This is a genomic window from Roseibium sp. M-1 (assembly GCF_054515675.1).
Genome location: NZ_CM137257.1, coordinates 3,652,354 through 3,666,681, shown reverse-complemented (window position 1 = coordinate 3,666,681; position 14,328 = coordinate 3,652,354). Strand labels below are relative to the sequence as shown.

Annotated in this window: 15 protein-coding genes; 13 read left to right on the top strand and 2 right to left on the bottom strand. The window is 61.0% G+C overall.

Annotation, left to right across the window (positions count from 1 at the left end; translation table 11 throughout):
- Positions 1-56: 56 nt before the first annotated feature.
- Positions 57-521, bottom strand: a complete 465-nt coding sequence (gene tsaA, locus ACX3M4_RS16530) for a tRNA (N6-threonylcarbamoyladenosine(37)-N6)-methyltransferase TrmO (protein WP_459354097.1) — start codon at positions 519-521, stop codon at positions 57-59.
- Positions 522-553: 32 nt separating this feature from the next.
- Positions 554-1,432, bottom strand: coding sequence for a substrate-binding domain-containing protein (locus ACX3M4_RS16525; RefSeq protein WP_459354096.1), 879 nt, complete (start codon positions 1,430-1,432; stop codon positions 554-556).
- 341 nt (positions 1,433-1,773) lie between these two features.
- Between ACX3M4_RS16525 and ACX3M4_RS16520 the strand changes: the two genes are divergently transcribed.
- The 13 genes from ACX3M4_RS16520 (at position 1,774) to ACX3M4_RS16460 (ending at position 14,131) form a co-directional block, all read left to right on the top strand.
- Complete coding sequence (locus ACX3M4_RS16520; RefSeq protein ID WP_459354095.1) at positions 1,774-2,709, top strand: ABC transporter permease subunit; 936 nt, start codon at positions 1,774-1,776, stop codon at positions 2,707-2,709.
- A 3-nt stretch (positions 2,710-2,712) separates the two neighbouring features.
- A complete protein-coding gene (livM, locus tag ACX3M4_RS16515; RefSeq protein WP_459354094.1) occupies positions 2,713-4,047 on the top strand; it encodes a high-affinity branched-chain amino acid ABC transporter permease LivM in 1,335 nt (444 codons plus the stop codon).
- Positions 4,044-4,889, top strand: a complete 846-nt coding sequence (locus ACX3M4_RS16510) for an ABC transporter ATP-binding protein (protein ID WP_459354093.1) — start codon at positions 4,044-4,046, stop codon at positions 4,887-4,889. Before livM ends, ACX3M4_RS16510 begins: the two co-directional genes overlap by 4 nt.
- The gene (locus ACX3M4_RS16505) at positions 4,886-5,617 is read left to right on the top strand and encodes an ABC transporter ATP-binding protein (RefSeq protein ID WP_459354092.1); all 732 of its coding nucleotides are present in this window, start codon (positions 4,886-4,888) and stop codon (positions 5,615-5,617) included. The genes ACX3M4_RS16510 and ACX3M4_RS16505 overlap by 4 nt, the downstream gene beginning before the upstream one ends.
- 10 nt (positions 5,618-5,627) lie before the next feature.
- Positions 5,628-5,996, top strand: a complete 369-nt coding sequence (locus ACX3M4_RS16500; RefSeq protein ID WP_459354091.1) for a DUF6867 family protein — start codon at positions 5,628-5,630, stop codon at positions 5,994-5,996.
- Between the two features lie 144 nt (positions 5,997-6,140).
- Positions 6,141-7,241 (top strand): branched-chain amino acid ABC transporter substrate-binding protein, encoded by a 1,101-nt coding sequence (locus ACX3M4_RS16495; protein ID WP_459354090.1) that lies wholly within the window; start codon positions 6,141-6,143, stop codon positions 7,239-7,241.
- Positions 7,242-7,643: 402 nt separating this feature from the next.
- Positions 7,644-8,162 (top strand): ubiquinone biosynthesis methyltransferase UbiE, encoded by a 519-nt coding sequence (locus ACX3M4_RS16490; protein WP_459354089.1) that lies wholly within the window; start codon positions 7,644-7,646, stop codon positions 8,160-8,162.
- The gene (locus tag ACX3M4_RS16485) at positions 8,162-9,340 is read left to right on the top strand and encodes a methyltransferase domain-containing protein (protein ID WP_459359446.1); all 1,179 of its coding nucleotides are present in this window, start codon (positions 8,162-8,164) and stop codon (positions 9,338-9,340) included. Before ACX3M4_RS16490 ends, ACX3M4_RS16485 begins: the two co-directional genes overlap by 1 nt.
- Positions 9,337-11,760 carry a SpoIIE family protein phosphatase gene (locus tag ACX3M4_RS16480; RefSeq protein WP_459354088.1) on the top strand — a complete coding sequence of 808 codons (2,424 nt, stop codon included), beginning with the start codon at positions 9,337-9,339 and terminating at the stop codon, positions 11,758-11,760. Before ACX3M4_RS16485 ends, ACX3M4_RS16480 begins: the two co-directional genes overlap by 4 nt.
- 3 nt (positions 11,761-11,763) lie before the next feature.
- Positions 11,764-12,309: a slr1658 superfamily regulator gene (locus tag ACX3M4_RS16475; RefSeq protein ID WP_459354087.1), complete on the top strand. Its 546-nt coding sequence runs from the start codon at positions 11,764-11,766 to the stop codon at positions 12,307-12,309.
- Between the two features lie 30 nt (positions 12,310-12,339).
- Positions 12,340-12,678, top strand: coding sequence for a slr1659 superfamily regulator (locus tag ACX3M4_RS16470; protein ID WP_459354086.1), 339 nt, complete (start codon positions 12,340-12,342; stop codon positions 12,676-12,678).
- 240 nt (positions 12,679-12,918) lie between these two features.
- Positions 12,919-13,356, top strand: a complete 438-nt coding sequence (locus ACX3M4_RS16465; RefSeq protein ID WP_459354085.1) for a hypothetical protein — start codon at positions 12,919-12,921, stop codon at positions 13,354-13,356.
- Between the two features lie 79 nt (positions 13,357-13,435).
- A complete protein-coding gene (locus tag ACX3M4_RS16460) occupies positions 13,436-14,131 on the top strand; it encodes a ribonuclease activity regulator RraA (RefSeq protein ID WP_459354084.1) in 696 nt (231 codons plus the stop codon).
- Positions 14,132-14,328: the final 197 nt, after the last annotated feature.

Genomic DNA, 14,328 nt, shown 5'->3' with positions numbered 1-14,328 from the left:
GATTGTCGGTTGTCAGAAGACCTAGTCAAGCTGACCGAAGGGCGCAAGCTGTTCCGTCAGACCTTGGGCGGCGCTTTCGGGCTGAAGGCGCAGCGGTCCGGTTTCAGGTCGATAAGCGGGGTGCCGTCGAGGCAGTCAAGACCGCGAACGATCAGAGTGGGGCCATCGACGGAGACAAGCTTTGCCAGCACGGTGCCGATCGGGTTCGGGCGTACAGGCGAGCGCAGGGCAAAAGTGCCAAAGGTGCTGTCGCTGTGCGCCGGGTTCTGGATCACGAGATCCCGCCGCGCCTTGTCCAGCCAATAGAGCACTTCGACCTGGTCGTAGTCCGCGATGCCTTTCAGCGCCGGCACCCAGGGCTCAAAGATTTCGATGCGGCATTCCGGCCCGTCCTGCTTGCCCTGGCGCGGGCAGTCCTTGCGCTCCTTGAAGGGCGTGTGGATCCGGCCGATGAAATAGAGCCGGGCGTCGTCCGGCTCGGAAACCGGAACCTTGACTTCATGCGGGCGGATGTCACTCATCGTCTGGGTCCGTCTCAAATAGGCCGTTCTGATCAGGCGGAAAGCCAGCGGACAGTGCCGGAAACCTCTAGGTCGTAGCCACCGAGCGCGGCCGCCTTGTCCCGGAAATCCGCCGTGCGGGCAAAAGCAATCAATGTCTGCACCGGTTCTGTGAAATAGGACTTGCGATCGATCAAGAGATCGAAGCATTCGTCTGTAAGGGGCAGGAAATCCAGTCTGAACGGCTTTGCCATGGCTTCGATACCGAGGGCCGCTTCGGCCTCGCCCGCGGCAACCGCCGCCGCCGCGTCATTTTCCGTATGCGTGGGAGCGCCGATCGTTGCAAGGTCGGCCTCGCTGAGGCCGGCCGCGGCAAGAAGCTGCGAAAAGAGGAGAGCGGCCCCGGCGCCCGGTTGGCGCAGGGCGACACGGCGCCCCTTCAGGTCGGCAACGGAACTGATCGAACCGGAAATGTCCGGGGAAACCAGCAGGCCACGCTTGCGCCTTGCCCAACCGATCAGCACCGCATCGCGCAAACCGCGGTCTCTGACGGTAGCAATGTTCCAGCCGTCCTGCTCCGGCAGATGCAGGCCGGCGAGGGCGGCGGTGCCGGCTGCGAACTTCTCCAGCCCGTCGCCGCTGCCGTTGCACAGCATCGCCAGACCGCAGCCGGAGGCATGAATGGCCCAGTCGAGAAGAGGATCGTGCGAGCCGGCAAGCACGTTCGGGCGCATGCTCGGATTGGCGGCGGCAGGCCCTGCGATCCAGGACTGAAGTTCTCCGGCAGGAAACAGAAGCTTACCCGTGATTCGCCGGTGCGGGATCTCGTTTGCCGCGGCAAGATCATAGACCTTGCGTTCCTTGACACGCAGCAGATCGGCCACTTCCTTTGTGGTCAGAAACGCCGGAGGTGGGGTATCGGTGTCGGACAATTTGCTTCCTGTTTTTGCCGCGAAAATCTAGCGAAGATCCCCAGCCGGCACAAGGACGAGCGCAGGAACCGGTGTTGCGCGACCGGTTTCCGCTACGGTGGGTGAAACGCCGGACGACCGTGAAAAGATTGTTCGCGTGCCAGGGAATTTTTGGGCTAAACTTGGATGTCGCGGAGAATTTTTCCGCGAAACTGAGAAAAATCGAAGGAATCTATTTTTCTGAAACCGGTCTGCCGAGAGGAATTGTCTCTCCCGGCGCGACTTGCTAATGAACCTTTAATGAAGGCAAAAATGCCTCGTTCAAAGAAGCGGCAAAGGCTTCCGGGGGACACTAAAAGAAAATGGACTACTTTCTTCAGCAGCTCATCAACGGCGTGACGCTGGGGTCGATCTACGGCCTTATCGCCATCGGTTACACGATGGTCTACGGCATCATCGGTATGATCAACTTCGCCCATGGCGATATCTTCATGGTCGGCGCGTTCATCGCGCTTATCTTCATCGTTGCGCTCGGTATCACGGCTTCCCTGCCTGTCGCGCTTCTCATCCTGGCACTTGTCGGCGTCCTGATCCTGTCGATGGCCCTGACCGCGGTCTGGGGCTGGTCGGTCGAGCGGATCGCCTACCGGCCACTGCGCGGATCGTTCCGTCTGGCACCGCTGATCACCGCCATCGGCGCGTCGATCGCCCTGCAGAACTTCGTGCAGATCTCCCAGGGCGCCCGCAACAAGCCGCTGCAGCCCCTGATCTCCGGCGGTTTTACGCTGACTGACGGCGGAGCCGACGGTTCGGGCTTCATCGTGCAGCTTTCCTATACGCAGATCCTCATCATTGTGGTGACCGTCGCCCTGATGATCGGCTTCACGCTCCTCATCAGCAAGACCTCGCTCGGCCGCGCACAGCGCGCCTGCGAGCAGGACCGCAAGATGGCTTCGCTGCTCGGAGTCAACGTCGACCGGACGATCTCGCTCACCTTCGTCATGGGCGCTTCGCTCGCTTCCGTCGCCGGCCTGATGTTCCTGCTGTACTACGGCGTGATCGACTTCTATATCGGCTTCCTGGCCGGGGTGAAGGCCTTCACCGCAGCCGTTCTGGGCGGTATCGGCTCGCTGCCGGGTGCCATGCTCGGCGGACTGCTGATCGGCCTCATCGAGACCTTCTGGTCCGGTTATTTCTCGGTCGAATACAAGGACGTCGCCGCCTTCTCGATCCTTGCGATCGTGCTGATCTTCATGCCCGAAGGCCTGCTCGGCAAGCCGGAAGTGGAGAAGGTCTGATCCATGTCTGCAAAATCTGAGAACCTCTTCATGGAGTCGCTCAAGGATGCGGCGGCAGGAGGCGTGATCGCGCTCGCCCTGTTCAGTGTCCTGATCGGCATGAAAGCCGAGGTCGCCAGCGGTCTCGGCGGCCAGCTCGGCATCGAATACCGCTGGGTTGCGGTCGCCATTGCCGTGGCAATCGTCTTCGGCGGACGCCTGCTCCTCAATCTCTTCGTCTGGAAGGCCGACCGGCCCGTCACCGGGATGATCAAGGGAGCGATGCCAAGTGCGCAGCCCCTGGCGGCGCTCGGCAAGTTCGCCATGCCGGTCTTCCTTCTCGTGGCCGTGCTGCTGCCGTTTATCGTGATGTCGATCTATGGCTCGCGCGGGTCGCGCCAGTATCTCGATCTCGCCATTCTGGTGACGACCTATGTGATGCTGGGCTGGGGCCTCAACATCGTGGTTGGCCTTGCCGGCCTGCTCGACCTCGGCTACGTCGCCTTCTATGCGGTCGGTGCCTATTCCTACGCCCTGCTCGCCCAGTATTTCGGCTTCTCCTTCTGGATCTGCCTGCCGCTCGCCGGCATCCTGGCTGCGTTCTGGGGCATTATCCTGGGTTTCCCGGTGCTCAGGCTCAGGGGGGACTATCTGGCGATCGTGACCCTTGCCTTCGGGGAAATCATCCGGGTGGTTCTTCTCAACTGGTATGACTTCACCGGTGGACCGGACGGCATTTCCGGCATTCCGCGGCCGAGCTTCTTCGGCATCGAATTCGAGCGCGGACCGGGTGGCTTTGCCGACACGTTCGGGCTGGAATTCAATTCCATCCACCGCATCATCTTCCTTTATTACCTGATCCTGATCATGGCGCTGCTTACCAACTTCGTCACCATGCGGCTGCGCAAGCTGCCGGTGGGACGGGCCTGGGAAGCCCTGCGCGAGGACGAGATCGCCTGCCGCTCGCTCGGCATCAACACCACCAACACCAAGCTGACCGCTTTTGCGCTCGGCGCGATGTTCGGCGGCTTTGCCGGGTCGTTCTTCGCCACCCGCCAGGGCTTCATCTCGCCGGAGAGCTTTACCTTCATCGAGTCTGCCGTGATCCTCGCCATCGTGGTTCTCGGCGGCCTCGGCAGCCAGATCGGCGTGGTCATCGCGGCCATCGTGATGATCGGCGGGTTCGAGTTCTTCCGCGGGCTTGAGGAATACCGAATGCTGGTCTTCGGGCTCCTGATGGTCGTCATCATGGTCTGGAAGCCGCGTGGCCTCATCTCCACCCGCATGCCGTCCATCACGTTGAGCGGCAAGAAGGGCAAGGGCATCAGTGCGGATCTCGTTCAGGAGGGCCACGGATGACCTCCTGGGACAACAACCCTGTTCTGACGATCGAACACCTGACCATGCGCTTCGGCGGCCTGGTCGCGATCGACGACCTTTCCTTCAACGTCGGGCGCGGTGATATCACCGCCCTGATCGGTCCGAACGGCGCCGGCAAGACCACCGTCTTCAACTGCGTCACCGGCTTCTACAAGCCGACCGAGGGCCGGATCGTGATGAACCGTTCCAACGGCGAGCATTACCTGCTCGAACGCATGGCGGACTTCCAGATCTCGGCAAAGGCGAAGGTCGCCCGTACCTTCCAGAACATCCGCCTCTTCGGCGGCATGACGCTCCTGGAAAACCTGATGGTGGCACAGCACAATCCGCTGATGCTGGCGTCCGGCTATTCCATCGCCGGCATCTTTGGCCTGGCCACGTTCCGGCATGCGGAGAAAAAGGCGGTCGACAAAGCCCGCTACTGGCTCGACAAGACCGGTCTGATCGACCGGGCCGACGCGCCGGCCGCCGACCTGCCCTATGGCGACCAGCGCCGCCTGGAAATCGCCCGTGCCATGTGTTCCGGCCCCGAGCTCCTGTGCCTGGACGAACCGGCAGCCGGCCTCAACCCCAAGGAAAGTGGCGAGCTGAACGCGCTCCTGCAGTATATCCGCAAGGAGCACGACACCTCGATCCTGCTGATTGAACACGACATGAGCGTTGTGATGGAAATTTCGGACCATGTCGTGGTTCTGGACTACGGTGAGAAGATCTCCGACGGATCCGCGGACGAAGTGAAGAACGACCCGAAAGTGGTCGCCGCCTATCTCGGCGTGCCGGACGACGAAGTCGATGCGGTGGAAGAGGAGGTCGGCCTGTGACAACATCCGATCACCTGCTCGAAGTCAGGAACGTCGAAACCCATTACGGCAAGATCATCGCGCTTCGCGGCGTCGATCTGACCGTGGACCGGGGCGAGATCGTCTCCCTGATCGGTGCCAACGGCGCCGGCAAGTCCACCCTCATGATGACCATCTGCGGCACGCCGCAGGCCACCACCGGCCAGGTCATCTATGACGGCGAGGACATCACCCGCATGCCCACCCACGAGATCATGCGCAAGTCCATTGCGCAGTCTCCGGAAGGGCGGCGGATCTTCCCGCGCATGAGCGTGATGGAAAATCTCGTCATGGGCGCTGAAATGGCCGGCAACCAGGATCTGGAAGCCAGCCTGCAGCGCAATTTCGACCTGTTCCCGCGCCTCAAGGAACGCCGCAACCAGCGTGGCGGCACCCTGTCTGGCGGCGAGCAGCAGATGCTGGCGATCGCCCGGGCGCTGATGAGCAATCCGCGCCTCCTGCTCCTGGACGAGCCCTCCCTCGGTCTCGCGCCGATCATCGTGAAGCAGATCTTCGACGCGATCCGGGACCTCAACAAGAGCGACGGCCTGACCGTCTTCCTGGTGGAGCAGAACGCCTATCACGCGCTCAAGCTCGCCCACCGGGCCTATGTCATGGTGAACGGCAAGATCACCATGTCGGGCACCGGCAAGGAACTGCTCGCCCGCGAGGACGTGCAGGCGGCCTATCTTGAAGGCGGAAAGCACTAGGGAGCGCGCCATGGGTATTCTTTATCAGACAAATATCGGCGTTTTCCTGATCCTGCTGTGCGTCCTCGGGGGCGGTGCAGCCTGGATGACGGGACGCGCCTGTGCCAACACCTGGCGGCCGCTTTACGTGCTGTTCTGGTTCGTGTTCCTGCTGACCCTGGCGATCCGGTTCCTGACCTTCGCCCTGTTCAGCGGAACGCTCCTGTCGATACACTATCTCGTTGTGGACTATATCATTCTGCTTGCAATCGGGCTCGCGGGATGGCGGTATACCCGCACCAACCAGATGACGACACAGTATGTTTGGCTTTACGAAAAGACGAGCCCGTTCAGCTGGCGGTTGAAGTCCGGAGAGACGGACACCTATGCTGAAGGGTGATGAATTCCAGCGGTGTTTTTGACATCGATGGGGAACCGGCCGGTAAGGACGAACAATAACAGGAAACGTCCGAAGTCCGGCCAGACCGGAAGCTAGAGCTTCCAATCCAAGTGGTCCAGATAACTGGAACCAGGGGAGTTGATGATGAAAAAGTATCTTTTGGCTAGCGTTGCTGCAGTTGCCGGTATGGCTATGTCCACTGCAGCTTTTGCAGACATCGTGATCGCAACGGCAGGTCCGATGACCGGTCAGTACGCCTCCTTCGGCGAACAGATGAAGGCCGGTGCCGAGCAGGCCGTGGCGGACATCAACGCTGCCGGTGGTGTCAATGGCGAACAGCTGGTTCTGGAAGTGGGCGACGATGCCTGCGACCCGAAACAGGCCGTTGCCGTTGCCAACCAGATGGTTGGCAAGGGCGTGGTCTTCATGGCCGGCCACTTCTGCTCCGGTTCGTCCATCCCGGCTTCCGCCGTTTATGCGGAAGAAGGTATCATTCAGATTTCTCCGGCTTCCACCAACCCGAAGTTCACCGACGAGCGTCCGGGCCCGGGCACGTTCCGCGTCTGCGGCCGTGATGACCAGCAGGGTCAGGTTGCCGGTACCTATCTGGCAGAGGAATTCGGCGACAAGAACATCGCCATCGTCCATGACAAGACCGCCTACGGCAAAGGCCTCGCCGACGCCACCAAGGAAGTCATGAACGCTGCCGGCAAGAATGAAACCCTCTACGAAGCCTACACCGCCGGTGAAAAGGACTACACCGCGCTGGTCTCCAAGCTGAAGGCTGAAAACATCGACGTTCTTTATGTCGGTGGCTACCACACTGAAGCCGGCCTGATGAAGCGTCAGATGGTTGACCAGGGCATGAGCACCGTCCTGGTATCCGGCGACGCGCTCGTGACCGACGAATACTGGTCGATCACCGGCCCGGCCGGCGAAGGCACCCTGATGACCTTCTCCCCGGACCCGCGCAAGAACCCGGGCGCAGCACCGGTCGTGAAGGCGCTTGAAGACGCCGGCAAGACCGCAGAAGGCTACGCGCTCTACACCTATGCCGCCATCCAGGCATGGGCCGAAGCTGCCAAGGCTGCCGGTTCGACCGATTACGACGCCGTCGTCGGCGCTCTGGACAGCGGCAACTTCGCAACCGTTCTCGGCGACCTGTCCTTCGACGACAAGGGCGACGTCACCCTGCCGGGCTATGTCTGGTACGAGTGGAAAGACGGCAAGTACGACTACAAATAAGCCGTACGCGTTTTGAACGATGAGGCACTGCCTCCGGCCCCGCCCGGTTCCTCCGGGCGGGGTTTTGTTTTATAAGCTGAAGAAAATGGCTGTTACCGCCGCAGGTGCCCGGCCTGGCTGCTGCCGGCCGCACCGTTTGATATTAAAGTCCTGTGAAGGTTGTTCCGTTATCTGGTTCGTTGAAACAGGCGCGGTTACAAGGCCTTAACCGGAATAACCGTAGGTTCCTGCAAGGTTGTAGAAACCTCTCTCGGATACGCTTGGCAACGAGCGACACAGTATTGTTTAATACATGAATTATCGGTGTCACGAGTCACCTCGGCCGTAATTTCCATGTTCCGAGTATATAACTGCACTGCACCACGTCATGGTGCGATGGACGACGCCAGCGGGGGTATAAAAATGCAGGCACCATCTGAAGGCCTTACGCCGGGTTCCGACCTGCCGCAGATGATTCACCTCGACCTGGATATCAAGGATTTCTGTTCGGACTGGACGCATTGCGATCTGATGTCCGGCTACCTCGCCCGCATGGTCAGCCACAACCGGCTCGATTCGCTGCTCTTTTCCAATCTCTATTCGTCGGCGGTAAACGAGCTTCTGGAAGCGGTGTACCGCACCCACGGCACCAGCGGCAAACTGAACTGCGCCATCCGCCGCCAGGGAAATCTCGACCGGATCGAGCTCACCTTTCCGGCCGACGCCGAAACCTACGGCACCTATGAGGCAGCCATCGGCAAGGTCAATGGCGACAACGCGGAAACGGTCTATCTGGAGGCGCTCTTTGCCGACAGGGAGCCGGATGCCAGCCTCGGACTTCTGGAACTCGGCGTCGATTACGGCGCCAAACTTGCCATAGAGCGGCTGGACGACGGCCGTATGCGCCTGATCGCGGAACTCGCGCTTGAGGACGGTGAATGATGATCGCTGACAACATGACCCAGGGCTTTCAGTGGGCCTATAACGAAAATGACCAGGAATTTTCGTTGCGCGGCAGCCTGCGCCCTCAACGGGCGGAAGAGCTGAACAGCTGCATCGCCGCCCTGGAACAATCCGTCGCGCGCGTCAGCGGCCGCTTCTACGTGAATGTGCGCCGGCTGGTACGCATGAACAATGTCGCCTTCCACACGGTCGCCTGCAAGATTCTTGACCTGGTGCGCGGCCGCAGCGACCTGCGCGTCCATGTGACCACGTCGAGCGTCGTCGGCTGGGCGACACGGAAATTCGCGGTCCTTGAGACCATGTCCGACAAGATCACGGTCAGCGAATACGACAGCGAGTTCTATCCCGGCCAGACCTTCCTGGAAGAAGGCGGTTTCATCCCGATCCTCAGGACCCAAACCAAGCTGACCTGGCATCACGAGCGTACGCTGCTGGCAAAACACGGCCTCGAGCCCGACATGCAGGTTGCCGACATCTGCTGCGGCATCGGCGACTTTGCCGTGCTCATGCAGAAGGAATATCGCCCGTCGCGCCTGGTGGCGCTCGATCACAGCCGCTCCAGTCTCGACTATGCCCGCAAGGTCGCCGCGGATTTTGGTGTCCGCGGCATCGATTACGTCTTCGGCGATGCCTCCGACATGCTTCTGGAAAGCAACCAGTTCGATTTTGTCACCTGCCGGCATTCGCTGCAGGTGTTCGACCGGCCGGAGCTGATCCTGAAAGAGCTCCTGCGGATCTGCAAACCCGGCGGCCGGATCTATATCACCAACGAAAAGAACTCCCATTGCCTTGGCGAGCCGCGGGCAGACAGCATCCAGCGGACCTATACGGAAGTCGCGCGGCTGTGGGCGCATTTCAACATGGACATCGAGCTCGGGCCGAAAAGCCGGCGCTACCTGATGGAAGCCGGCCTGGAGGACATTCGCATGGAGTCCTTCATGGTCACCAATCTCGACGGCAACCCGCAGGACTTCGCGGACATCATCCAGTCCTGGGAAGACGTCTATGCCGGCCAGATGGCCGTTGAGCGCGGCGACAGCGAGGAACAGATCAAGGAATTCCGCAAGGGCTTCCAGGATCACATCTTCGCGGCGCTTCATCCAAAAGGATATGCAGGCTGGCCGATCTGGGTTGCCTCGGGACGGAAGCCGAAATGAGTGTGACAACCGTGACCCCGGAAATGCCGGAAAAACAGGAACCGGAGAAGATCGGCCGGTTCTCCCGGCACAGTTTCCGCGCCAAATTCATTGCGGTGGTCAGCGCCGCGGTGATCTTCGATCTGATGCTGGGCGGCGGCATCGCCATCTGGAACGTGCAGCGCCTGTCGAAGGACGCAACGGAAAAGGTCGCCTCCGGTCTGACGGGGGCGACGGAGGAATATCTGCGCACCTATATCGACACGACCGCCCTGCGCACCGATCTGCTGCTTGATCAGGTCTATTCGGAAATCGAGGCGCTCGGCGGTGCGATGCAGACCCTGATCGACAATCCGGAGACCGGCCAGTTGGTCGGGCAGACCGTGGAAAACGATCCGCGCCTCGGCGATGACCTGGTCTACAACCCGCAGGCCGGCTGGGCCCAGAACACGCCGGGCGAGTCCGTCGTCAGTGTCTGGGGCTACCTGCTTGACGACGAAGGCAATCCCCTGCCGGAAGTGGCGGACCAGATCGCCGACAGCTCCGCCTTCAACATCGTTGCCCCGGGCATGCTGAAAACCGGTTCGCCCAAGCTGCAGCTTTACTATGTCGGGCCGAAAGACCGCCCGATCATGCGCACGACGCCCTATACGGACCAGGCGCAGACCTTCGACAAGCTCTATCCCGGCCACAACGAAGCCAATTTCTGGGACTTCTTCTTCCCCGGCGTCTACGAGGGCTGGGAAGGCTGGCTGGCAGACCAGTCCTCGCGGCCGGTCCAGCGCGACATTGTCGGCACCGCGCCTTATATCGACGCGATCACCGGCGCCAAGATCGTCAGTTTCTTCTACCCGCTCTGGAACAAGGAACGGACGGAGGTTGCCGGCATGACCGCGGTCGACATCACGCTCGACCAGCTCTCCAGCCTGGTGGAAAACGTCAAGATCGCCGAAACCGGCTTCGGTTTCCTGAGTTCCTCCTCCGGCAACATTCTGGCCGTCAGCGAGGCAGGCGCCGAGACGCTTGGCCTCGTCTCCGTCGGCGGCGAAGGTCAGGGCGTGACGGGTATCAACCGGTACCTGTCCCAGAGCAGCTATCCCGAAGTCGCCAATCTGCAGCTGCCGCATGACACCGGCACGGTGATCGATACGCTGACCCTTGGCGACCAGCAGCATATCAACGAGATTGACGGCAGCACTCACACGGGCGAGGGCTACATCGTCGTCCTGAAGGAACTGGCGCCGATCAACCTTTGGGACGGGGAAAAGATCGTCGCGGAGAACCTCACTCTCGGCTTCATGGTCGCGACCGACGAGATCTACGGGCCCTTGACCGAAGTGCAGAAGGAACTGTCGGACGCTACCCAGCGGATTGTCACCTGGCAGGTTGCCGCGCTGGTCGTCAGCCTTCTGATCGTGATCCTGGCCGTCTACGCCATCTCCGGCCGCATCACCAAGGGCCTGTCGCAGCTGGCGGCTGCCGCCAGAGCCCTGCAGAACAAGGACTATTCGGTCCGTGTCGAAATCCCGACGCGGGACGAGGTCGCTGCCGTGGGCCTTGCCTTCAACCGCATGGCCGCCGAAATCAGCTATCACACGGAAAACCTGGAAAACCTGGTCGAGGAACGCACCCGGAAACTGGAGACAGCGAACAGCGAGATCGTCGCGCTTAACAACCGACTGAAATCCGAGAACCTGCGCCTCGGCGCGGAACTCGACGTTGCCAAGCGCATCCAGGAAATGGTGCTGCCGCGCCGCAGCGAGCTGGAGGGCATTCCCCAGTTGGAGATTGCCGCCTTCATGGAACCGGCGGACGAGGTCGGCGGCGACTATTACGACGTCCTCTTCGACGGCAACCACATCAAGGTGGGCATCGGCGACGTGACCGGCCACGGCCTGGAGAGCGGCGTCCTGATGCTCATGGTGCAGTCGGTCGCAAGAGCCCTGCAGGAAAAGGGCGACCGGGATCCGATCGCCTTCCTCGATGTTCTCAACCGGGCGGTTTACAAGAATATCACCCGCACCAGGTCGGACAAGCACCTGACGCTGGCCTTCGTCGATTACGAGGACGGCAGGGTGACGCTTTCCGGTCAGCACGAGGAAGTGCTGATCATCCGTGCCAACGGCGAGACCGAGCGCATCGACACGATCGACCTCGGCTTCCCGGTTGGTCTGGAAGCCGACATTTCCCCGTTTGTCGCCACGCTCGATCTCGACTTCGGCCATGACGATATCCTGATCCTGCACACGGACGGAATCACGGAGGCGGAAAACGAGCAGGGCGAAATGTTCGGCCTCGACCGGTTGACGCAAAGTGCACATGAAAACCGCGAAAAACCCGCAAAGGGGATTGCCGAAGCGGTCATTAATGATGTGAAGTCGCATATCGGCGGCTACAAAGTATTTGACGACATCACGCTTGTTGTCTTGAAGCATAGGTAGGGCATGGTCGAGGATTTTGGAGAAACGGCAGCCACGAACAGCAACGAGGCAATGCGGTTTTGCGTCACGCTCATGGCAGAACCGCTGGAACTCAGCTGGCATCATTGCGGCGTCACCTCGGATTTTATCGGGGAATATTTCAGCCGGGCCTGCGGCCGGGGCATTGATCCGGTCGATGCGCGCCACAGCATCAGCTATATGCTGAACGAGATCCTGGAGAACGCGATCAAGTTCCGGCACGGCGGCGATATCGAGATTCGCAGCAGCCTGGAGGCCGATACGTTCGAAATCCAGATCCAGAACCGGATCGACCCGGCAACCGCGACCAGGTTCCAGGCGCATCTGAAGACGCTGCTGGAGCGCGAGCCCGGCGAGCTGCTGCTGGAACGGATCGAGGAGAACGCGCTGGATCCGGACTCCACCGGATCCGGGCTCGGCATCTTGACACTTATGAGCGACTACGGCGCGAGATTGGGCTGGTCTTTCGCGTCGGAGCGTGTAAGTGAAGGCGTTGAGTTGACGACCTATGCTTCGTTGCGACTTTCCTGATCGCCGAAATAATTCCGAAGGAAGACAAAAATGGAAATCAGCACGAACGATTACCGCGTTTGGACTGAAGGTTCGACGATCCACTATGAAGGAACGATGCGGCTTTCGGGTACGGACGCTTATGCGCCAATTCTCGAGATCATGAATTCCGTTCTGGGCGCCAAGCCGGAACTCATCACCATGGATCTGACCAGCCTGGAGTTTCTGAACAGCTCCGGCATCAACCTCCTGGCGAAATTTACCATCGAGATCCGCAAGCAGCCGGAAGTCGGCGTCCGGGTGCTGGGGTCCAAGTCCATTCCGTGGCAGTCGAAGTCCCTGCGCAACCTCCAGCGCCTGCATCCGGCGCTGGAACTGACGATTTCCTGAAGGCAGCAAGACCCGGGCCTGCGAGGAACGCCCTGATGCAAGCGCAATGGAAAGGCCCGCTAGTGGTTCGATTCTGACATTTGCATCCCCTTGCTGCTAGCGCTGGAGCAAATGTCAGAATCATAAGAACCACTAGATAAATATATGATTCTAGTGGAGCTTTTGAATTTGACATTTGAGCATCAGCCTAACCGCGAGCGGGACTCAAATGTCAAATTCGCTCCACTAGCGAGCGGTGCTTTGAACCGGACGGCAGGCCCTGCCGGCCGCGTGCTTGCCCGCAGGGTCATGCCGGCGCTTGTGCCGGCACTCGTTGTCTTCGTCGCCGCCTGCCAGTCGTCCAGCCAGTCTCCCCGCCTCAAGAGCGAGTATATCGGCCGCTCCACGGCCGAATTCTTCGCAGCCTACGGACCGCCCGCTGAGGTCATTGCCTACAAGCAGAAGATCAAGAGCGACAGCACGGGCCTCAATGTCCAGCAGCAGGACCCGAAGGAACTGGTCTACTACTGGACCTCCAACAACCAGAAGACCTATTCCAAGGTGCCGACGCCTGCGAAGGACACCTGCAACCTCGCCCTCCTCACCACCGCGGAAGGCAAGATCCTCCTGATCGAGGTGCAGGACGAGGGGGGCAACATCACCGCGGTCAAGGCCGCCTGCGAGGCGCAGATCAAGTAGCGGCGGATCAAGGAAACAGGGGATTCCGGCAACCCGGCGGAACGGTTATGGTCAGGGCCTGGTTTGCCCGGAGACAATCATGACCCTGACCACTGAAGCCGTCGAAATCCTGAAATCGGTCACGACGGCGACCCTCACCACGATCCTGCTGAAAAAAGGCCTGCGCAATGTCTGGATCCGCGGAGCGATGCCGCTTGACCGGTCGCTGCCACGGGTGGTCGGCCCGGCCTTCACCCTGCGATTCGTGCCCGCGCGCGAGGACCTGGCGACCCCGGCATCCTGGGCTTCTCCCATCTCCACCCGCGCGGCCATCGAGGAAATGCCGGAAGGCTGCGTCGCGGTGATCGACGCCATGGGCATTCGCGACGCGGGTGTCTTCGGCGATATCCTCTGCGCGCGCATGAAGAAGCGCAATGTGGCCGGCATGGTCACCGACGGCACGGTGCGCGACCTCACCGGCGTTCTCGCCTCCGACCTGCCGGTCTGGTGCAGCGGTGTCTCGGCGCCGCCGTCCGTTGCCGGCCTTACCTTTGTCGGCTGGCAGGAAACAATCGGCTGCGGCGGCGTCGCGGTCATCCCGGACGACATCATCGTTGCCGACGGCGACGGGGCGGTCGTTATCCCGGCTGCTTTCCTCGAGGACGTGCTGAAGGAAGCGCCGGAACAGGAGCGCATGGAGGCCTGGATTGTGGGCGAAGTCGAAGCCGGCGCCCGTCTGCCGGGGCTCTATCCCATGAACGCGGAGACCAAGGCGCGCTACGACGCCACGCGGTAAGGCAATCCGGCCGCAGCGAAGCGGAGAGCCGGGGTGGCACCCTGAAGAGAGAGGTCGCAATTCACTTGCAACAGCAGTCTTGCAAAAATCAAAGCTCCCCGGAAGGACCGGGGGCGAGGATGCGTTTGCGGTGCTTCCAGTTCTGCCGGGCCCTGCCGGGATAAGGACTGAGCGGGCGGAAGTCGGGCTGTACTGAA